The sequence below is a fragment of the Paenibacillus sp. SRL342 genome, assembly GCF_984798905.1.
The window spans coordinates 2,764,746-2,784,812 of record NZ_OZ481790.1 but is presented as its reverse complement, the minus strand read 5'-3'; the positions used below and the strand labels follow the sequence as shown (position 1 = coordinate 2,784,812).

The following is a 20,067-nucleotide window of genomic DNA, read 5'->3' as shown; positions in this document are numbered from 1 at the left end:
GTCGACTCGTTAGAAGGAGGAAATCTATGTTCTTCTCTTTAAAAAACCGCCTGATTGCCTTTATCGTTGTCCTGTTTGTCCTCGCTTTTGGCACACTCTCCTACCTGCTCTTCAAGGAATCACGCACGGTCATCCGCTCTTACATCGAATCCTCTGCTCTTGAGAAAATGGAGGAATACGGTTCATACGTAGACATGGTGCAGATGCAGATCTATGATGTCGCCTCTCTTGTTTTCAATAGTGATATGGGCAAAAACTGGGATAATGCGATCGGTGATCCGAACCTTCCCGAAGGAGAAAAGATGCTGGCCAACCTTGCGATGAGCCGTTTTCTCACTCAGGCAACCAACAGTTACACCAGCATCTCGGATGTATCCATCTATCGACGGAATGGACTGCGAATTGGCATCGAGAATCAGGTAGTCTATGACCCTGCCTTTGTACAAGAATCCTGGTATACGAATTTCTACACGTTGGGAGAACGCTGGTTACCTGCACACACTGATCAACAGGAACGTGTCAGAGATCATGGTAATCCGGTGGTCAGTCTGCTGATGCCCATTGGCACCTTTCATCATGCTACAGCGCAGAATGTCATGAAGGTGAATGTCAGTGAATCTTATTTTCTGGAACCGCTCCGGCGCATACATCTTGCGGAGAATAGCACTATTTTTCTACTGGGCGAGCAAGGAAATCCCATTCTTTCACAGCAGGTAGACGCGTTAGGTGCTATAGCTACCGCAGAGATCGATCGTATTCGAAACAGCCCGCTCAAATCCGGTGTAACATACCTCACGAACCAGGAAGGACAGAGAGACATCCTTGTATTCAAGAAACTGGGACGTACCGGCTGGATGTTGGCGGGTCTGGCCCCCGAAAAGGAAATGTACCTCTCTCTCCATAAGCTCCAAAGCACGATTGTGGTCGTGACGATTGCCCTGATTCTGGTCTCCCTCTTGGCTGCTGCATGGTTATCCCACGGCGTAACCAAACCTTTGACCAGACTGGTACTGGCGATGAGACAGGTTCAACGAGGTGCTTTTGACCAAGCGGATTCACTTCTGCCTCCGGATAAAAATGTAAAAAGTGAGATCAGTTATGTGATCTTCACTTTCCGTTATATGATCAGCCAGCTGCGCCAGCATATCCAGAATGAATTTGAACTGAAACTTCTTCGCCAGCAAGCAGAGTACAAAGCACTTCTCATACAGATTAATCCACATTTTATGTTTAATACTCTGGAGCTGGTAAGCAGTCTTGCCATTCAGCGCCGAACGGATGATACGGTTCAGGTCATTGAGGATTTGGGTAAAATGATGCGCTTTTCTATCAACACCAATGACGACCTTGTTCCCCTAACCGAAGAGCTGGATTATGTACAGCGTTATATCTCCATTTTGCAGACCCGTTTCGGACATAAGCTCAACATTTCGATAACGACGGAAGGCACACTGAACACCTTGGTCATCATCAAGTTTATTCTTCAACCACTTATTGAAAATGCAGTGAAATACAGCTTCCAGCATCAGACGACAGCTCAGGTACGGATACGGGTTAACCGGATGTATGATCGTCTGCACGTCAGCGTTTCAGACAACGGACCGGGTATTCCAGCAGAAATCATCCAAAAGTTGCAACATCCGGTTGCTCCCTCCTCATTGGAATCCATATTGCATAATGAAGGCTGGCATATTGGACTGGGCAATGTCATTGCTCGTTGCCGTCTGCATTATGGTGGCTTGTTCACGGTCCATATGGAGAACGATGAGCGCGGAGGCGCATGTATTGAACTGATTCTACCCTTACAGGAGGAATATGATGTACAACGTATTAATCGCAGATGACGAGATCGAAGTTCGCGAAGGCTTGAAATTGAAAATCGATTGGCATGGCATGGGTTTTGTCATAACAGGAGAAGCCTCTAATGGGATTGAAGCGGATGAACTTATGAAATCTGAACATTTTGACTTGCTGATTACCGATATGAACATGCCTGTCATGGATGGCGTGCGATTACTGGATGCCTGCCGCAGTTATAACCCTTCCATTCAGATTATCATTATCACGGGTTATGAGGATTTTCAATATGCCAGAGCGGGGGTCCGCAGCCAGGTGATGGATTATTTACTGAAACCTGTAACCCGGGATGAACTGAAAGCCACATTAGGCAAAATCAAAGCGGATCTGGATGAACAACGTAAAGTTCGAGGTGATTCCGAATTGCTGCAATGGCGACTCTCTCAGTATTACCGGGAAATGAAGGAACGTTTCCTTCTTGATCTCGTCAAAGGCAATCGCCTACCGCCTTCCTCCATGCCAGAACGGCTCAGATTATTCCATCTCGAATCATGGCAGGATCAGAAGGTCTGTTTTATCACCGCCAGTATAAGTCACTCGAACAAGCAGGATATTCGAAATGATCGATTACACGAGCAGATGCATCTTCCTTTCGAAATGGTATGTTACGAAATCGCCCAGTCTGATTCAGAACATGTCCAGGTTTTTCATGATTCGGCACACGGAGGGATCATGCATTTCATGGTACAAGACGGTATGCAGCACGAATTCATCCCACAGCTCACGAGACATACGGCATCTGTTTTTTCCATGGAACTCAAGATTGGGGTGGGAATTTCTGTATCTGGGCTTGAGCACTGGAAAGAAGGTTATATCCATTCCCTTCTGGCATGGAATTCAGCTGAACGGGCTGGCATCGGTCCAAATCCTCAGGCAGGAACAGACCATAGTCCATTACTACCTGAAGAAACGACACGCAAGCTGCATCGTTGCCTCATTCGAGGGGAATTGGACTCCTTCCGCAGCATCATCCGCAAGGAACTTCACGAGGCATTCCAGCTTTCTCCCTCCCGAATGACACGAAGTATTTTTCAAATTTCATTGTTGATGGATTTTCCTATCGCCCCGGAATGGATACTGTGGCTAAAGACGCCAGATCAAGCAGAACGCTTATTAATGCAATGGGCTCAAGACTTCCTGAGTCAACAACTCCCCTCGGAAGATAGGGATGGGACGGTTATAGAGTTAGCCAAGCGATATATTGAGGAGAACTACATGCAGGAGCTAACGTTGACGTTACTCGCTGAACGATTTAACTATTATCCTACCTATTTCTCCGAATTGTTTAAGGAAGGTGCAGGTACCTCTTTTATTCAATATGTGACGGGTGTTCGGATGAAACACGCCTTGCAACTGCTGAAGGAAACCCAATTAACCGTGTGGGATATTACAGAACTGACCGGTTTCAGTTCACCAAGTTATTTCAGCTCGAAATTCAAAAGAATGTTCAACATGAGTCCTTCAGACTATCGCTTGCAGCATTCCGAAAAAATCGATAGTCATGATCCGAAGAAATGAGATTCAAGCGGCTCCCCTTCCCCGGTATGATGTGGTTACCAAGAGAACGCTATATGTTGTAAGCGGATTCATATTTGGTAACCATTATTCTTAACCATTCAGAAGGGAGGCACATGATGAGAAAACAGACCAAACCCTTATACGGTCAGCAGAATACTACAGCCTACTTGTTTCTTCTGCCCTGGCTGATCGGACTCTTCTGTCTGACACTTGGACCGATGGTTGCGTCCCTGTACTTATCCATGACCAAATTCAATCTGCTGTCATCACCGACTTGGACTGGACTTAGCAATTATGTTCACATCTTTACCGAGGACGATACTTTTCGCAGGTCACTCGGGCTGACGTTTTATTATGTTTTTCTATCTGTTCCACTAAGGCTTGCTTTTGCTTTACTGGTGGCGATGGCACTGAACAAAGGTATTCGAGCCCTTGGCATCTACCGGACCGTATATTACATCCCTTCTCTATTGGGCGGCAGTATCGCGATTGCAATCGTCTGGCGTCAACTTTTTGAGGGGAACGGTCTGGTCAACCAGTTTTTAAGCTGGTTTGGTATCTCAGGTCCATCCTGGATTGCGCATCCGGATTATGTAGTCTATACCATCATCACACTATCCGTGTGGCAATTCGGGTCTGCCATGGTCATCTTTCTTGCGGGCCTGAAGCAGATCCCGGCAGACTTATATGAAGCGTCCGATGTCGATGGAGCGGGAAAGATACGTCAATTTTTCGGAATTACCCTGCCCATGCTCTCCCCCGTTATCTTTTTTAACCTGATCATGAGCATGATTAATTCATTCCAGGCGTTTACACCAGCTTACGTGATCGGAGATGGCCGCGGGGGTCCACTCGACGCAACAATGTTCTATACCTTGTATCTGTATCTGAAAGGTTTCTCGTTCTTTGATATGGGTTATGCTTCGGCTCTGGCTTGGATCATGTTGGTCATTATCGGGGTATTCACCGCAATCGTCTTTGTTACATCCCGATTTTGGGTGTTCTACGGGGACAATCAGGAGGGGAGGTAATGCATATGCCAATCAAACGACAACTGGTTCAGGCCGGGAGGCATGCCGCCATTATACTCTTCGGTCTGCTGATGTTATATCCAGTACTATGGTTGATTCTCAGTTCGTTCAAACCGAACCATCTCATTTTCACCAGTAGCAATCTTTTCCCTACCAGTTTCACGCTGGAGCACTATATTAATGGCTGGAAAGGTCTGCAAGGTATCTCCTTCGGCCGTTTCTTCGGCAACTCCGTGCTGATCTCGGTCATGAGTGTGTTAGGTAATGTGATCTCCTGTTCCCTTGCAGCCTTTGCCTTCTCCAGATTAAAGTTCAGATTCAAAGGCCTGTGGTTCAGCATGATGTTGGTCACAATTATGTTGCCTTACCATGTTACTCTGGTACCTCAGTACATTCTCTATAATGAGCTTCAATGGATTAATACGTATTTCCCGCTGATTCTGCCTAAGTGGCTTGCGCAGGATTCTTTCTTCATCTTGCTTATGGTTCAATTCATACGTGGTATACCGCGGGAGCTGGACGAGAGTGCAAACATTGACGGTTGCGGGCAATCACAGATCTTTTTCCGAATCGTAGTGCCTCTGCTCGTTCCGGCCCTGATTACAACAGCGATCTTCACCTTCCTGTGGAGCTGGGATGATTTTTTCAGCCAGATGATCTATCTGAGCAAAATTGATCTGTTCACCGTGCAACTGGGCATCCGATCTCTCTTCGATCCGTCAGGACAATCCGATTGGGGTGCATTACTCGCCATGTCCACCCTGTCACTGCTTCCCGTGACCATCATCTTTTTACTGTTTCAGCGATATTTCCTTGAGGGCATTGCAACAACAGGTCTGAAGTAACAACATGCTTCTCATATCAATAGACAGGGGGATTAACCATGATCAAACGTTTCATGATTGGTATGATCACTTCACTTTTGTTATTCGTAACAGCTTGCTCTGGAACCGACCATACAGGGGCTAATGATAATGCAGGCAATGGTAATGATAATGGAACAACCGAGGGCGGACAGGTCGAACTGCGCATCATGTGGTGGGGTGACCAGAAACGGGCAGATATTACGAATGAAGCGCTGAAGATCTTTCAGGCAAAACATCCGGATATTAAAATTTCAGGTGAGTTTGCACCTTCCTCCGGGTATTTCGACAAGCTAAATACCCAGTTGGCATCAGGCACAGCACCGGACCTCTTTTTCCTTGGTGGAAATGTCGTGGATTATGCCAAAAAAGATGTCCTGCTTAACCTGGACCCATATGTTGGCAACGAACTGAATCTGGACGGTATGGATGAAACCATGATCGAATATGGACGTCTCGACGGGAAGTTACAACATATTTCTGCCGGTGCAAACGCACGGGGAATTGTTATTAACAAGGCACTCTTTGAAAAAGCCGGCGTGCCTTTGCCAGCTTCGGATTGGGACTGGGCAGAGTATGCCTCCATCAGCAAGGAGTTGTCCGACAAGCTCGGAGACGGCTTCTATGGAACGTACAATTTTACCGTCGACGGGATGGATATTTATCTAAAACAACGGGGTAAACAACTGTATGACATGAAAAACGGTACACTTGGATTCGCCAAGGAAGATATTCTGGAATGGTTCCAATATTGGGAAAGGACTTCGGCATCCGGCGGTGTAGTCACACCGGAATTGCAGGTATCCAACCCGCATGATGACACCAGTAAGTCCCTGTTGATCACAGGCAAAGCAGCCATGACTCTACTGCCATCCAACCAACTCGCTGCATTCCAGAGCTTGACGGAAGATCCTTTGGTGCTGCTCCCTGTACCACGAGGCCCTAAAGGAACGGGTGTTGTATTTGAATCCAGTCAGGGATTATCAGGTTACGCAAATACCAAACATCCGAAGGAAGTGGCCATATTAATGGACTTCTGGATTCATGATCCTGAAGCAGCCAAAATCCTCGGTAATGACCGTGGTGTGCCCGTTACGGAAGCCAACCGAAATCTTCTTCAGGAAGGTGCAGGCCCTGTGGAGGAGATTGTCTATAATTATACGAGCCTTGTCTCCGAGGCTACGAAGACTGAACCTTTTGACGTAAGTTACAATCCTCCGGGATTTGCAGAGTTCTCCAAGTTAGCTCAAACGACGAATCAGGAGATCGGATTTGGACGAAAAAGTGTGGAGCAAGCTGTCTCCGACTTCTATAACGGTACCGTTCGGATCTTTGAATCGAATCAATAAGCAGACGCTACAAGGAGGGACAAATGACAGAAGATATACTGAATCGGCTGCGCAACATTTCGATAATGGATCAAGTTCAGCCAGTTAAACCGGAAGATCAGCAGTTATTACAGGAATGGCATGCGTCGGGTATTCGGTTTGCGGCATCGGGTGGTCGAATGGAAGCTACGTATTATGCGGCAGTGGAGAAATTGCTTGCTTGTATCCTGCCCATGGGAGACAGTGATCCCATTTTACAAGAAGGTGGCATCTATCTGGGATGTTGGTTAGAGAGCACAGGTACCATCAATGCGGAGCTGCTGTCTCGCCTGCTGCCTTCCGTATCCGAAACAACGCACCTCGCATTTGCCAAGCAGCAAAGAGATGATGGATTGCTTCCGTATAAACTCACGGCAAACGGGCCATCATTCAGGCAAATCCAGTTGGTCACTCCGCTGGCACGCAGTGTATGGAACCACTATCAGCTTCATGGCAATCATGGCAAGCACTCGTCTTTCCTGAATACGATGTATAAGGCTATGGTTCGTTACGATGAGTGGATTGCCCACAACCGTAATACCCGAGGAACCGGCTGTGTAGAGGCCTTCAGTACGTTTGACACCGGACATGACTTATCCCCGCGTTTCTGGCATGTTCCGGATACACCTTATATGAATGATGCTTCTGCCTATCACCCGGATTCTCCAATTCTGCCTTTTCTGGCACCTGATCTAACTGCCAATATCTATTGTCAGCGCATGTATCTGTCCCGCATAGCTGAAGAACTGGGAGAATCGGAAACGGATTGGAAAGCAAAAGCCGAGTCCAGCCTGGAAAGTCTCTTTCGTTATTGTTACGACGAACAGGATATGTTCTTCTATGATCGGGACCGCAATGACGAAATGGTCCGAGTCCAATCCGATGTGCTGCTTCGCGTGATGGCCTGCGAGGTGGGCGACCGTGAATTGTTTGATAACCTACTGCGTCGGTACCTGTTGAATACAAGCAAGTTTTTCGCTAAATACCCGTTTACATCGATTTCAATGGATGATGCCAGATTTGATCCCTTTTCCTCCTATAACAGCTGGGGAGGGGCATCCAATTTCCTGAGTCTGATCCGGGCACCACACGCATTTGAGTATCATCACCGATATGTGGAGCTAACCTGGGTAATGCAGCCAATCTTGTCCGCGCTATCCAAAGATAAGCGATTTGGTCAGGTACTAAGCCCATGGACCGGAGAACAAGGTTTTACCGAGACTTACTCACCCTCCATCCTCTGTCTCCTTGATTATGTGGAGCGATTATGCGGAATTATGCCTGTTGGATCGAATCAGCTCTGGTTTACCGGACTGCTCCCCGCCGATATGGATTATGGTGAGATCGTATCTGGTAACACGGCTTATAGCCGGAAAACCAATGGACTAAGATATGAATTGGTCAACACGCCAGATCGCATGACGGTATATCTGGAAGGCAAGGTTCATCTGGACGGCCCGTCAGGGATTCGGCTTGTAACGGATCATAGTGGGCATCTGGAGGCAGTCATCGGAATGACCGTTCGTACCGTCGAGGGGGAGCTTTACTATCAAGGGGAGTGTATCCCGATTCGGATCAAAGGAAATGAAATGCAGCGTTACGCTGATGGAAATTTGAAAACTGAACGCGATATTGGCATCATCCATCCTACGTATCGTTAATTGTTTGTATGTAAAAGCGCAAGTTGCGGAGGGTTACTGCCCCTAAACTTGCGCTTTTCCCTTTTGTGTATTTACATTTCATTATTTCTTATTGATAAGGACACAAGATAGCAATTGTCTGCCACTGTGGAAATCATTCTCTCTCTGGTTACAAAGGAGATGAGTTTCGCCTTACACCTTCCGGTTCCACGCCGGGTGACGATAAAATTCAATCGTATCAATATAATTCACCGTGAACTGCTGTTCCACATCCGACAGGTTCAACAGCTTGCGGTCGATTTGCTTCATCCCCATGACCACATCGTGCCTGAGCAGGTCCATCGCAATTTTGCCTACAAACCCGCCTTCCATCTCTTTATGTTTGGTACGAAACTCTTCATTGTAGATCAGTTCAGGTGTGAATGCCGCTTCAACAAATGCATTAACAAGCGTAAGCTCATTACCATCCATCTGTACTGCCAGATAATAATTGCCACGCTCATCCTGAATGAGGTCTTTATACATCTCTACGATCATGTGAATCACTCCTCTATTATAAAATGAAACCCCGTTAGCCGTAACGAACATGGGCTATCAAACGTACACCTTCCTACCCCGTTCCTTCATATACTAGGTATAAATGGCGAACGGAGGAATACTTATGAGCTGGCAGCATCTCCATACTGGAAAAACACTTCAGCAGCGTCTGGCAGAACTCCAGGGGCACCTTGCAGAACTGAATACTCCACTCTCCGGCTTGGAACCGGGACGTATTCGTCGTGTCTATCCAAGGCAGTTTATCAAAGTAAACCGGCAGTTATTCATTCCACTCAGTCTGAATTCCATTCGGGTATTCGATATTCCTCGAACACGGCAGGGCGTCAGAGTGGGAATCCGCACGACTTTCCCTTCCAGGAATGCATTTAACAATATCAGACTTGTGGGCGTGGGACTGGATTATCTTGAACTCCAGGGAAAAGGCAGAGTTCCTTCCCGTATTTTATTTCCTCTCTCCAGCGTCGAGTCGATCTATCGACCAACCGTCGGAAGAAAAAAACTGAAACGACCTTGTAGGCGGAAGTAAAGCTGGTTCTTTTTGCAAGCCATACAAAGGTTCCCAAATGTCTGCATACGGGTGCTCCCTTCCAATATATAATTATACCCCATGCAACCACTCATCTGCTGAAGAATCATTTTATGTCAAAAAGCGGTGAGAACAGAACTGCTTCTGTATCTCACCGCTCAGCCAGTTACGGATCAAGCTGACCCTTCACATGTGTACATCAGATTCCTGTCCATACATCCTTGGCATAACGACCTTCCTGCTGGAGCTGATTAAGCCAGTCTTCTGCTTCTTTCGCGGACTTGCCATGAATATCAGCGTATGCCTGCTGGAGTGTAGCTTCCACATCAGGTGCCATCTTGCTGCCATCACCGCAGATATACAGATGCGCACCCTCTTCAAGCAAAGGAATCAGATGATGGGCATCATCTCTCATCAGATGCTGTACATAACATTTCTCCTCCCCGTCTACACGGGAGAAGGCCGTATGAAGTTTCACAAGCCCTTCTTGCTGGGCTGCTTCCAATTCATTTTTGTACAGATAATCATGCTTGGGATTCCGGCATCCAAAGTACAGATGGGCTTCGCCAACCTCTTGGCCTTGTTCCTTCAATACATGCCTTGCCTGCAAGAAACCTCGGAATGGAGCAATACCTGTACCCGGACCTACCATGATGACGGGAACCTGTGCATCCTCCGGCAGTTGGAACCCGGATTCCGGTGTCCGCGTGAACATCACGATCTCGTCACCCGACTTCAGGTTAGCCAGATAGTTGGACGCAATACCTTTGTACTCTCCCTGCCCACTCCATGCCGGGGCACGCACAACACTGACCGTAATACTCGCTTGATCGGGCTGAACACGCGGTGAACTGGAGATCGAATAATATCTGGCTTTTAATGAAGGCAGTAATTCAAGGAAACGCTCAAACGGCAGTTCACATGCCTCATATTTCACCAGATAATCCAGCATGGAGATCCGTTTGTTCCGCACTTCATCCATATACACAGATTCATCAAGCAGCGCTTCAAGCTCCTTCTTATGCGGTGGACATACGGTGTATGCTGCCATTTCTCTCAGTTGCGCACGAGTTGCCGCTTCCTGAAGCTCAACGCTATGACTAAGCAGATCATACAGGTTAACCGGTTGATGCAGCGGCAGATGCGCGGCACTTCGACCGGATGCATCCAGAACCAGATGCTCCGTTCCGGTGAATCCATAACGACGCAATACACGTTCCACCAGCTCCGGTGGATTCTGCGGCAGAATACCCAGATGATCCCCTTCCTTGTAGGTTATGCCTTCAGGCAATTTGATCTCCAGGTGACGTGTACTGCGTTCACTGCCTGCGTCGTGAAGCTCTCTGTTCTCCAGTACTTCCGCTACATGTGCATCATACGTATCCGCAAGCGGTGTTACGGCGAGCCCACTGACAAACTGTACAGATAGTGAACTGCGTTCGCTATTGGAGCTTGTGTTCAGTTTCAGTCCCATCGTTCGTGCGAGATCCGGCCATAATTGCTCCGTCCAATCCCCCACCTGTTTCTCAAAATCACCGCTGGCATCTGACTCACCCAGCGGTGATAACCGCTCTGCTCCTCTGGAAGATAACTGTTCATCTATTAAACGCGGAATACGCTGATAGGTGCTGGCCCAGTTGTGGTCACCGCATCCAAGAACGGCGAAACGCACACCTTTGAATTCATTGGCATCCGCATGTTCAATCCACTCGACAAACATCTTGGCATTACTTGGCGGCTGACCGTTATAGGATGCACTGACAATAATGACGGCACCCTCCTTTGGTAGTTTGCCAACACGATCATCCAGCGTAGCGACCTCACTCCGGAAACCCTGATATCTGGCGGTATCCGCAATTTCACGTGCAATGCCTTCAGCGGTACCCAGATTGGAACCGTACAGAACAAGCATCGGTGTGTGGTGGGCATTCGCTGCATCCGGCTCCGTTCTTTTGGCAACCGGCTTTGGTTCTTCGACCGCTACACCCGGAACGGCCATGACTGGCTGCCCCCCACGCGCACGTACCCGAATTGTGAAGTTATCCGGTTTAAGCGTCAGCGTTTCTTTCACCTTTAACTGATAATCAGAATGATCTATGAAGTCAAAATGCTTCAATACCATGCCCAGTACCAGCGTTGCTTCCTGAAGTGCAAACTGCTGACCAATGCAGGCCCGTTGACCGTTACCAAAAGGTTTGTAGGCATCATGCGGCACTTTGCTCGGATCTTCGAACCGTTCCGGGCGGAATTCCTCTACGTCGTCTCCCCAGGCTTCGCGGTCGCGATGCAGTTTGGGAATAAGTACACTAACGCTGTCTCCTTTTTGCAAAGGATATTGACCCGCAAGTACCGTGTCCTCTTTTGCATACAGAGAAAATGCCGGGGCCGTTGGCCATAACCGCAATGCTTCGTTCAAAACCATGCGGACGTACTTCAGATTGCGAACCTGGTTGTACGTGGGAACCGGATCTTTCAGAATCTGATCCACCTCAGCTTGGGCTTTAGCCAGCGTATCCGGATTCTTCATCAGATAATAAACGGCGAAGGATAACAGCCCACTTGTGGTCTCATGTCCAGCAATCAGGAATGTAATAATCTGATAACGGATGTTCTCATCATCCAGTGTTTCTCCTGTCTCGGGGTCCTTGCCGCTGAGCATGTGGGACAACAGATCATCTGCGCCTTCCTGCGGTTTCTCTTTGCGTTCGGCAATAATGTGATCCACCAAGGAGAACATGGAACGGATATCCTGTTCAAACTGTTTCTTTTTGGTGATCATTAGCTTGTCTTGCAGACGTAGTCGCTGCAATGAACTCATGGATTCATCCAACGCACGAACCATGCTCGTAATGAATGGATGTGGTTCTTCCCGATAGAAGCTGTTAAACCGGTAGTTGAACCCACACAGGCCAATCGTGTCGAGCGTAAGACGTGTCATATCATCCGGAACGTTAACTGTCTCATCCGGGTTCAATCGTGACCATTTCTGAACCAGCTGCACAGCCAGATCAATCATTTTGTTGTGATATCCCTGCATCGCACGTTGACTGAAACTTGGCAGCAGTACGTTATGGGCTTTTTTCCAATTTGGCTCCTCGGTCCAACTCGTAAATAGTCCATCTCCTGCAAATGCACGAACCTTCGCAAGGGGTGCCCACACACGTTTGTCGAATTTGGATTCATCTGTTACCTCGGCGACCAGTTCGTGACCTGAAATATACAATTCACTTCGCCCGGGGTACTCCATACGAAAGATCGGTCCGTATTCTTCCGCAAGTTTCACCAAGGATTGCACCGGCTCTTCAAAATTCAATTGCGGCAGATTGCCCAGTGGGCCAAATGTTTTTGGTTGAGGCACTGAAATTGGTGGCATGACACTCACTCCTTCTTTCCAAGTTAAGAGTTCTACAACTAAAAAATAATGACTTGATTTACAGACTTGATTACACTTACTCTTCAGATCAACAGATTCAAGTTATTTTTTGCACTTTTTTATATTTCATCCAGATAACGACAAAACCATCAAAGAACTAACTGACCGGAATGGTATATTGGTCATTTTTGATTAAAAAAAATGGAGGACTTCGTTATCTTCTTTTACCCTAACATTTCCAGTTCCAATCTTCAACAGTCCCAAAGTCATAGGACCTCAGGACAGTGATTAAGGGTTACTTATGATTTCTTTAACAGAATCTGAATTGCCGACTCCATCTCTAATGGAGCAACTGTCGTTTCATAACGGCCATGGACGTTACCACTTCGGTCAATCAGGAATTTGGTAAAATTCCATTTGATCCCGTCCCCTTGATACAATTCTGGATGCTTCTCTTTCACAAAGCTGTCCATCCACTCTCCTTCCTTCGTGTCCAGATCATAACCTTGAAATGGCGCTTCTGTAGTCAGATAACGAAACACAGGATGCATCGATTGCCCAACGACCTCAACCTTCTCCAAAATCGGAAAGGATATCTGAAACTGACTTCTGCAATACTCAGCTACCTCAGCGCTACTACCAGGTTCTTTGTCGTTAAACTGGTTGCACGGGAACGCCAGAATCTCCAGCCCCTGATCACCATATTTCTCATACATCTGCTGAAGTTCACTGAATTGGCGGGAGTAGCTGCACCGACTTGCTGTATTCACAATAAGCAGTACTTTCCCTTTAAAAGCAGAAAAATCACCCTTATGTCCATCCATAAACGGAACTTGGTAAGAAAATATACTCATCTGTATTCATCCTCCTCTTTCTCTTTTGTATCTCATATGAATTCTCTCTTGAGATGGATTATACACCTCCATCATTAATAGGTGAAATATATAATTGATATAATTATAATAGTTTTTAACTATAATAGATAAAATAAAAAACTGCCCTTAGCAGTCAAATACTGCATCTCGGACAGTTATCAAAATCATGATGTGCCATAACACTCGACACCGTTAACCCATAATTAAACCATATACAATGCCTGGTCCGTGTACGCCAATGGTTAAATCATTTTCAATATCGGAAGATCGGCTTGGCCCTGAAATAAAGTGGATGCCTGCTGGAAGATTCTCTCTTCCCGCTTCGTCAAATCGATCCAGCGTCTCACCCAGTCTGGTGTACAGTCGATCTACTGGAATAATGATGATGAGTACCGTAGGCAAAAGACTGACTGAACGACCTTTTTCTGGTGAAGAAAGCACAGTAACCGAGCCTGTGTATGCTGTTGCATAATCCGCCATAACCACACCGATATCAGCCTCGGCTGCCCGAGCCTTCCAGTTCTCATCCGCCTGACTATTCCACACTGAGATCTGTACGTCCGGAAGCTGCTCTTCCAATCCGAGATCCTGTAACGCCTGTTCATTCTGCCGAATGATATATTTGGCACTCAGTTCATGAGATTTGTTGGCTATAAATTGAGACACTTCTTCCATGTTCTGAACCCGGGCAATGTGTGCGCCTACACTCACAAAGTTATCCGTAAATGCTTGAATACGCTTCTCTTCATCCCATTCCAGTTCAGTCCAAAAGTCGGGTGCTCCCCGAAAGGGTTGGGTCGGCGCATGGCGTTGCCTTGGTCTCTTCAATTTCGAAGCAATGTCATTCATGAACTGCTCCTGTTTCTCCATGGACTTCTTCTCCAATTGTGCCAGCCATTGCTGATGTTCAGTGACCATGCTTAGTACCCTCCCCTTCCTCTCGTTCACGAATAATTTGCTCCATGCGACTGCGAACAGAAGAATCCATGGCCGGTTGCTCTTGGTTCAGTTCCTGATCCAGCTTGTTCCATTGTTGCCGGAAGGATTTCTTGGCGAGGCTTGGCGCAACCCGATAATTGTTCCAGCCTTTAAGTGGTCCCAATTTGAGAGAAATGCCGTTGTTGCGTACAACTGCCTTCTGCCCGATCTGTCCCAGACGTATGGCCGCACTGAAACGTTTGGAATTGGATACAACAGCGGCAAATCCCTTCATGCCCATGCTTTCCATTTTGTTTCCATGGCCGTCTTCCACTTTACGCCTACGTAAATAAACGAGCATATCATGCAGCGGAATTTTAACTGGACATGCTTCATAACAGGCTCCGCACAGACTCGAAGCACCCGCAATATCGTTCCATTCATCAATGTTGCCATTGAGTGCAGGTGTCAGTACCGCGCCAATCGGACCACTATAGGTGCCACCATAGGCATGACCTCCAATATGACGATATACTGGACAAGCATTCAGACAAGCACCACAGCGAATACAATTCAACAACTCCTGGAATTCAGGATCACCAAGCTGTAGGGATCGACCGTTGTCCACGATAATAATGTGCATTTCATCCGGTCCATCTCCATCCGCTGTACGACGCGGACCTGTGATGCCTGACATGTACATCGTTAGTTTCTGACCTGTTGCGGAGCGTGGTAACAAGGTTGCCATGACCTCCAGATCCGTCCACGACGGGATGATTCGCTCCATGCCCATCAGTGTAATCTGCGTTTTGGGAACAGTGGATACCATACGGGCATTACCTTCATTTTCGAACAAAACCATGGAACCTGTCTCTGCAATCGCAAAATTGCAGCCGGTCATGCCGATATCTGCTTCGAGGAACTTCTCGCGCAGCTTTTTGCGAACAAATCCGGCAAGTACCGTTGTATCCGGCTCCAGAATTTCACCCGCTTCCTTGGATAACAACTCGGCAATCTGGTAGCGGTTCTTATGGATGGCTGGAATGACAATATGAGATGGAGCTTCGCCTGCCAACTGAATGATATATTCACCCAGGTCCGTCTCGATGGCTTCAATGCCCGCCGACTCCAGCACATGATTCAGATGCACTTCCTCCGACACCATCGATTTGGATTTCACCACCGTAGAAGCCTGTTTATGCGCCGCAATATCCAGCGCAATTGCCGCTGCTTCCACCGATGTATCTGCAAAATGAATATGAACCCCGTTCGCACGGGCGTTATTCACAAATTCATTTAGGTAATAATCCAGATATGCAATTGTGTGCAGACGAATCTGACGGCCACGCTCCCGCCATTCATCCCAATTTCCATGTTCTTCTGAGGCAGACTTCTTCCCGTTACGCAATCGTTCTGTCGTGAATTTGACCGCTTTACGCAGAAAATCATCATTCAAGGCCAGTCCGGCACGTTCTTTGACCGTCGTATCCATAACTCCCGGTTGGCTCATCCTGTTCGCACCCCCTCATACAGTAGTTCCGCCAGATGCATCACACGCACCGGTTCATTCCGATAACGCAGATTACCTGCGATATTCATCAGACAGGCCATATCCAGCCCAACCAGTACTTCGGCTTGTGTCTCTTTGACATGATCGACTTTCTCCGTCACCATCGCTCCTGAAATATCGGACATTTTGATGGCAAACGTACCTCCAAACCCACAACAATCCTCAGCAAATGGGAGTGGAACCAATTCCAGTCCTTTCACCTGAGAGAGCAGCGCCATCGGTTCATCCTTTACACCCAGCAAACGGCTACCATGACAGGATGGATGATAGGTTACTTTGTGCGGAAAATGTGCGCCCAGATCGGTTATCCCGAGTACTTGAACGAGGAATTGAGTAAACTCATAAGCTTTGGCTTCCAATCGTTTTGCCTTCTCCAACCATACTGGTTCATCCGCGAACAGTTCGGGATAATGATGAATCATGTACGTACACGATCCCGAAGGACATACCACAAAATCACTGTCGTCAAACGCTTCAAGAATGGTCTTGGCCGCTACCCGAGTCTCATCCCAGTACCCGCTATTGTAGGAAGGCTGACCGCAGCAGGTCTGATTCGGCGGAAAATCCAGCCGAACACCATGAGCCGCGAGCAATCTGACCATAGCCTCCCCCACTCGGGGATAGATGGCATCGCTGAGGCAGGTAATGAATAAGGAGACCTTCATAATTACACGCTCCTATTAACTGATTAGTAGATGAATTGACTAAGAATATTTACACTGGACACTCCGATGACAGAATAACCTTCCGATCGCTGTTATCCCCAGATTTTTTAATTTACTTTTGTAAGGGTAAAATCCGGGGATAAAGGCGCAGTATATGCTTCCGATGCAGCTTTCTTTCAGAAAGCTTTTAGCTTCGCTTCTTCAAGTTATTTCTGTCCTCTCCGTTTCGTGTAAATGTTTAGTTCAATTAATATAAGTAAATTCTAAAATCTTAAACTGTAATGATCCCTATGTTGTATCCGCTCAACCGGTCTGTCTGTTCAGCCTCCAATGGCTGATCGGTAACGATCATATGGACTGCATTTAACCCGGATACCCGGGCGAAAGCACGGACACCAAATTTACTGGCATCTGCAAGTAAGATGACCTGATCGGAAATGCCAACCATCTTCTGCTTCAGCCTTGCCTGGAGTTCATTGGATTCACTGATTCCGCCACCTTCGAGATGTACACCTTTGCACGACATAAACATTTTATCCACGTGATACGTTTCCAGAGAACGCTCCGCCAGCGGCCCAACAAAAGATAACGAGCGCGATGCCAGCTGCCCCCCTGTTGAGATGACCTCAACCTTGTCACGGCTGCTGAGTTCAGTGGCGATTTGAATCGAATTGGTTAAGACCGTCAGCGGGAAATCCGGCATATTCGCTGCCATATAACCTGCCGTTGTGCTGGCATCCAACAGAATGCGATCACCCGGATTAATCATCGCCAGAGCCGCTTGTGCAATCCGCTTTTTCTCTTCCGCATGTGTTGTCTCCCTGATCCGGTAAGGGATCTCCGGTTGATCTTCCTTCACACTCACTGCACCACCGTGAGATCGGCGCAGTCGCCCTGCCTGTTCCAGCCGATCCAGGTCCCGCCGGATGGTTTCCTCCGTCACCCGGCAGCGCTCACTAAGCTCGGATACACGCATACTGCCCTTTACGTTCACCATCTCCACAATTCGGTCATACCGCTCGGCTGCCAGCATGTTACACCTCACTCCCCGCTTGTGAATTGGATGAAGCCGTCACACGCAGAAATCTGCCGTAAGCATCTTCCCAGATTGACTTGTCCTGCGGCTCATACGTAGTTACCGGAAATGAATCTCGAATGGCCTTACGAGCCTCCCAGATATCTTTAAAAGCTCCGCTCGCCATCCATTGCACAGCCATATTCCCGATGGCACTTCCCTCTGCCGGACCTGCCCATACCGGCTTGCCAATGGAATTTGCAGTCCACTGACATAACAGGCGGTTCTGGATGCCTCCACCGACCATATGCAATCCGTTGAACATCTGACCCGACAATTGCTCCGTCCATTCCAGAACTCTCCTATACTTCAATGCCAGACTCTCCAGAATTGCCCGGGCAATAGCCCCCTGATCCTCTGGTACCACTTGCCCTGTATCACGGCAATACTGACGTATACGCTTCGTCATATCTCCTGCGGGCATGAACAGTTCATCATCCGGGTCAAACAAACTAGCAAATGGAGGTGCCTGTTCGGCCTTTGCCAATAACACATCATAGCTAATTCCCTGCCCCTGGCGGTCCCACTCCCGCATGCTTTCCTGCAAAATCCATAAGCCCATAATGTTCTTCAGCAGACGGAATGTTCCGCCCGCCCCGCCTTCATTCGTGAAGTTCAAGGCCAGACTCTGGCTACTTATCGCAGGATGATCTATCTCCGTACCCATCAGGGACCAGGTTCCACAGCTCAGATAAGCAAATGAACGTTCCGTTGCAGGAACAGCCACAACGGCTGAACCCGTATCATGCTCCGCAACAGCGATCACGGGAATCGGGGACAATCCCAGATCGTTACAGATACTGCTTCGCAATTGTCCAACACGGGTACCTGGCAGCACGGCTTCACCAAACAGTTTCTCCGAAATGCGAATATGCGCCAGCAACTCACTATCCCACTGCCCCGCTGATGGATTGTATAATTGGGTTGTGGTTGCATTGGTAAACTCATTCACCGCTTCCCCGGTCAGGAAATAACGTAGTAAATCCGGAATCATGAGAAAACGCTCTGCTTCATGAAGTAACGGGGAACCGCTGCGTTGAAGTGTCGCCAATTGATACAAGGTATTAAAGCTAAGAAACTGAATCCCTGTACGTTCGAAGATTCGCTGGGAGCTCAGCTCTTGGCGCACCTGATCCATCATGCCGTTAAACTGTGTATCACGGTAATGATATGGGTTACCCAGCAACTCACCATTACTGCCAAGCAGACCAAAATCAACGCCCCACGAATCGATCCCCAGGCTCTCTGGTTTTTCTCCCTGCTGTTTCACAAGTGTAAGCCCTTGCAACAATTCATGATGCAATCGCAGAATATCCCAGTGCATCCGCTCGCCAACCTTCACTGGTTCATTCTTGAACCGATGAATTTCGCTCGTTTCGATCCCTCGATCATTCAGATGTCCCAGTAACGCTCTCCCGCTCCCAGCGCCCAAATCATAAGCCAGCACACTCACCGCGCTTCACCAACCTTTCGAACCCATCCTATTTTCCAAACGGTATCTCTTGATTCAGTCCGTAACCCTGTACTTTATTCTGTATTTATTGTTTGTTTGTTTTTGTTTAATACTGTTTTACTTTATTTTACGAGTATATCACCATTGTAAGCGTTTGAATACCCTTCGGTATTTCTTTCTTTTGGGTATACCAAAAACGACTCTCTCCCACTTGGGAGGAGCCGCATTTCTTTTTTTACGTATAAAATTGACCTTTGCTTACCCCGGACTGGGGCTGTACATCTCTCTCAAAATGCTTGAATCGTGTCCCCTGATACGTCAGCATCCCTCGATCATTTTCCACCATCATGCCATAATGGTTTCCGCCAACAATTAGTTCAGTGCGCTCCCCATTGTCGAATTCAAATGTAACATAATACCGGGTAGTCGCACGGCTATCCCCGCTGCCACCTGAAACTTCCGTTCGTTTGGTCACCACCGTTGAGTGCAGGGTTAACAAGGCTGCCGCGTTATTTGACATCCCTGAGCGTATGCCTGAAATAATAACAAAAACAATAACTCCCGCAATGATGAGAAATATGGCGCCAATGAAAATCGAAGCAAATGCATTCATTGCAGCAAACTCACTAAATCCCGAAAAAAAACCACCCTGATTGCCTTCAAAACCTGGTACTCCATTCATGTCGTCAAACACACCAAAGCCGTCTACGCTTAATCGGCCCATCGATGAGGACTCGCTTGTTAACGCCATTCATCATCGTTCCTTTCCCCTTGCAAA

The 20,067-nt window shown here is 47.6% G+C and carries 16 protein-coding genes; 7 read left to right on the top strand and 9 right to left on the bottom strand.

Annotated elements, in window-relative coordinates; genetic code table 11:
- Positions 1–26 precede the first annotated feature (26 nt).
- The 6 genes from AC4E8D_RS12930 to AC4E8D_RS12905 all read left to right on the top strand — a co-directional run bounded on the left by AC4E8D_RS12930 (position 27) and on the right by AC4E8D_RS12905 (position 8,297).
- Positions 27–1,844 (top strand): sensor histidine kinase, encoded by a 1,818-nt coding sequence (locus AC4E8D_RS12930; RefSeq protein WP_490206293.1) that lies wholly within the window; start codon positions 27–29, stop codon positions 1,842–1,844.
- The gene (locus tag AC4E8D_RS12925) at positions 1,816–3,375 is read left to right on the top strand and encodes a response regulator transcription factor (RefSeq protein WP_490206292.1); all 1,560 of its coding nucleotides are present in this window, start codon (positions 1,816–1,818) and stop codon (positions 3,373–3,375) included. Before AC4E8D_RS12930 ends, AC4E8D_RS12925 begins: the two co-directional genes overlap by 29 nt.
- 116 nt (positions 3,376–3,491) lie before the next feature.
- Entirely contained in the window at positions 3,492–4,406 is a 915-nt protein-coding gene (locus AC4E8D_RS12920) for a carbohydrate ABC transporter permease (RefSeq protein WP_490206485.1), read from the top strand.
- A 5-nt stretch (positions 4,407–4,411) separates the two neighbouring features.
- Positions 4,412–5,251 (top strand): carbohydrate ABC transporter permease, encoded by an 840-nt coding sequence (locus tag AC4E8D_RS12915; protein ID WP_237175808.1) that lies wholly within the window; start codon positions 4,412–4,414, stop codon positions 5,249–5,251.
- A gap of 38 nt (positions 5,252–5,289) precedes the next feature.
- Positions 5,290–6,618 (top strand): ABC transporter substrate-binding protein, encoded by a 1,329-nt coding sequence (locus tag AC4E8D_RS12910; protein ID WP_490206291.1) that lies wholly within the window; start codon positions 5,290–5,292, stop codon positions 6,616–6,618.
- Between the two features lie 23 nt (positions 6,619–6,641).
- The gene (locus AC4E8D_RS12905; protein WP_490206290.1) at positions 6,642–8,297 is read left to right on the top strand and encodes an MGH1-like glycoside hydrolase domain-containing protein; all 1,656 of its coding nucleotides are present in this window, start codon (positions 6,642–6,644) and stop codon (positions 8,295–8,297) included.
- A 171-nt stretch (positions 8,298–8,468) separates the two neighbouring features.
- Here AC4E8D_RS12905 and AC4E8D_RS12900 read toward each other — a convergent pair whose 3' ends face one another.
- On the bottom strand, positions 8,469–8,813 hold the full coding sequence (locus AC4E8D_RS12900) for a hypothetical protein (protein ID WP_215075235.1): 345 nt from the start codon (positions 8,811–8,813) through the stop codon (positions 8,469–8,471).
- A gap of 124 nt (positions 8,814–8,937) precedes the next feature.
- Here AC4E8D_RS12900 and AC4E8D_RS12895 point away from each other — a divergent pair, with 124 nt between their 5' ends.
- Positions 8,938–9,360: a hypothetical protein gene (locus tag AC4E8D_RS12895; protein WP_221824998.1), complete on the top strand. Its 423-nt coding sequence runs from the start codon at positions 8,938–8,940 to the stop codon at positions 9,358–9,360.
- A gap of 199 nt (positions 9,361–9,559) precedes the next feature.
- Here AC4E8D_RS12895 and AC4E8D_RS12890 read toward each other — a convergent pair whose 3' ends face one another.
- From AC4E8D_RS12890 to AC4E8D_RS12855, 8 genes are all read right to left on the bottom strand, one after another.
- Positions 9,560–12,733, bottom strand: coding sequence for a bifunctional cytochrome P450/NADPH--P450 reductase (locus AC4E8D_RS12890; RefSeq protein ID WP_490206289.1), 3,174 nt, complete (start codon positions 12,731–12,733; stop codon positions 9,560–9,562).
- A gap of 299 nt (positions 12,734–13,032) precedes the next feature.
- The gene (locus AC4E8D_RS12885) at positions 13,033–13,587 is read right to left on the bottom strand and encodes a glutathione peroxidase (protein WP_490206288.1); all 555 of its coding nucleotides are present in this window, start codon (positions 13,585–13,587) and stop codon (positions 13,033–13,035) included.
- A gap of 213 nt (positions 13,588–13,800) precedes the next feature.
- On the bottom strand, positions 13,801–14,526 hold the full coding sequence (locus tag AC4E8D_RS12880; RefSeq protein WP_221825005.1) for a LutC/YkgG family protein: 726 nt from the start codon (positions 14,524–14,526) through the stop codon (positions 13,801–13,803).
- Positions 14,516–16,036 carry a LutB/LldF family L-lactate oxidation iron-sulfur protein gene (locus AC4E8D_RS12875; protein WP_221825007.1) on the bottom strand — a complete coding sequence of 507 codons (1,521 nt, stop codon included), beginning with the start codon at positions 16,034–16,036 and terminating at the stop codon, positions 14,516–14,518. The genes AC4E8D_RS12880 and AC4E8D_RS12875 overlap by 11 nt, the downstream gene beginning before the upstream one ends.
- Complete coding sequence (locus AC4E8D_RS12870; RefSeq protein ID WP_221825009.1) at positions 16,033–16,761, bottom strand: (Fe-S)-binding protein; 729 nt, start codon at positions 16,759–16,761, stop codon at positions 16,033–16,035. Before AC4E8D_RS12870 ends, AC4E8D_RS12875 begins: the two co-directional genes overlap by 4 nt.
- A 271-nt stretch (positions 16,762–17,032) precedes the next feature.
- Positions 17,033–17,794 carry a DeoR/GlpR family DNA-binding transcription regulator gene (locus AC4E8D_RS12865; RefSeq protein WP_490206287.1) on the bottom strand — a complete coding sequence of 254 codons (762 nt, stop codon included), beginning with the start codon at positions 17,792–17,794 and terminating at the stop codon, positions 17,033–17,035.
- A 1-nt stretch (position 17,795) separates the two neighbouring features.
- Positions 17,796–19,289 carry a rhamnulokinase gene (locus AC4E8D_RS12860; protein WP_076216147.1) on the bottom strand — a complete coding sequence of 498 codons (1,494 nt, stop codon included), beginning with the start codon at positions 19,287–19,289 and terminating at the stop codon, positions 17,796–17,798.
- Positions 19,290–19,524: 235 nt separating this feature from the next.
- Positions 19,525–20,040, bottom strand: a complete 516-nt coding sequence (locus AC4E8D_RS12855) for a DUF2500 domain-containing protein (protein ID WP_256704335.1) — start codon at positions 20,038–20,040, stop codon at positions 19,525–19,527.
- Positions 20,041–20,067 lie beyond the last annotated feature (27 nt).

Coding starts and splice junctions, on each gene's coding strand:
- AC4E8D_RS12930 (WP_490206293.1), top strand. CDS start 27: ATGTTCTTCTCTTTAAAAAACCGCCTGATTGCCTTTATCGTTGTCCTG.
- AC4E8D_RS12925 (WP_490206292.1), top strand. CDS start 1,816: ATGATGTACAACGTATTAATCGCAGATGACGAGATCGAAGTTCGCGAA.
- AC4E8D_RS12920 (WP_490206485.1), top strand. CDS start 3,492: ATGAGAAAACAGACCAAACCCTTATACGGTCAGCAGAATACTACAGCC.
- AC4E8D_RS12915 (WP_237175808.1), top strand. CDS start 4,412: ATGCCAATCAAACGACAACTGGTTCAGGCCGGGAGGCATGCCGCCATT.
- AC4E8D_RS12910 (WP_490206291.1), top strand. CDS start 5,290: ATGATCAAACGTTTCATGATTGGTATGATCACTTCACTTTTGTTATTC.
- AC4E8D_RS12905 (WP_490206290.1), top strand. CDS start 6,642: ATGACAGAAGATATACTGAATCGGCTGCGCAACATTTCGATAATGGAT.
- AC4E8D_RS12900 (WP_215075235.1), bottom strand. CDS start 8,813: ATGATCGTAGAGATGTATAAAGACCTCATTCAGGATGAGCGTGGCAAT.
- AC4E8D_RS12895 (WP_221824998.1), top strand. CDS start 8,938: ATGAGCTGGCAGCATCTCCATACTGGAAAAACACTTCAGCAGCGTCTG.
- AC4E8D_RS12890 (WP_490206289.1), bottom strand. CDS start 12,733: ATGCCACCAATTTCAGTGCCTCAACCAAAAACATTTGGCCCACTGGGC.
- AC4E8D_RS12885 (WP_490206288.1), bottom strand. CDS start 13,587: ATGAGTATATTTTCTTACCAAGTTCCGTTTATGGATGGACATAAGGGT.
- AC4E8D_RS12880 (WP_221825005.1), bottom strand. CDS start 14,526: ATGGTCACTGAACATCAGCAATGGCTGGCACAATTGGAGAAGAAGTCC.
- AC4E8D_RS12875 (WP_221825007.1), bottom strand. CDS start 16,036: ATGAGCCAACCGGGAGTTATGGATACGACGGTCAAAGAACGTGCCGGA.
- AC4E8D_RS12870 (WP_221825009.1), bottom strand. CDS start 16,761: ATGAAGGTCTCCTTATTCATTACCTGCCTCAGCGATGCCATCTATCCC.
- AC4E8D_RS12865 (WP_490206287.1), bottom strand. CDS start 17,794: ATGCTGGCAGCCGAGCGGTATGACCGAATTGTGGAGATGGTGAACGTA.
- AC4E8D_RS12855 (WP_256704335.1), bottom strand. CDS start 20,040: ATGGCGTTAACAAGCGAGTCCTCATCGATGGGCCGATTAAGCGTAGAC.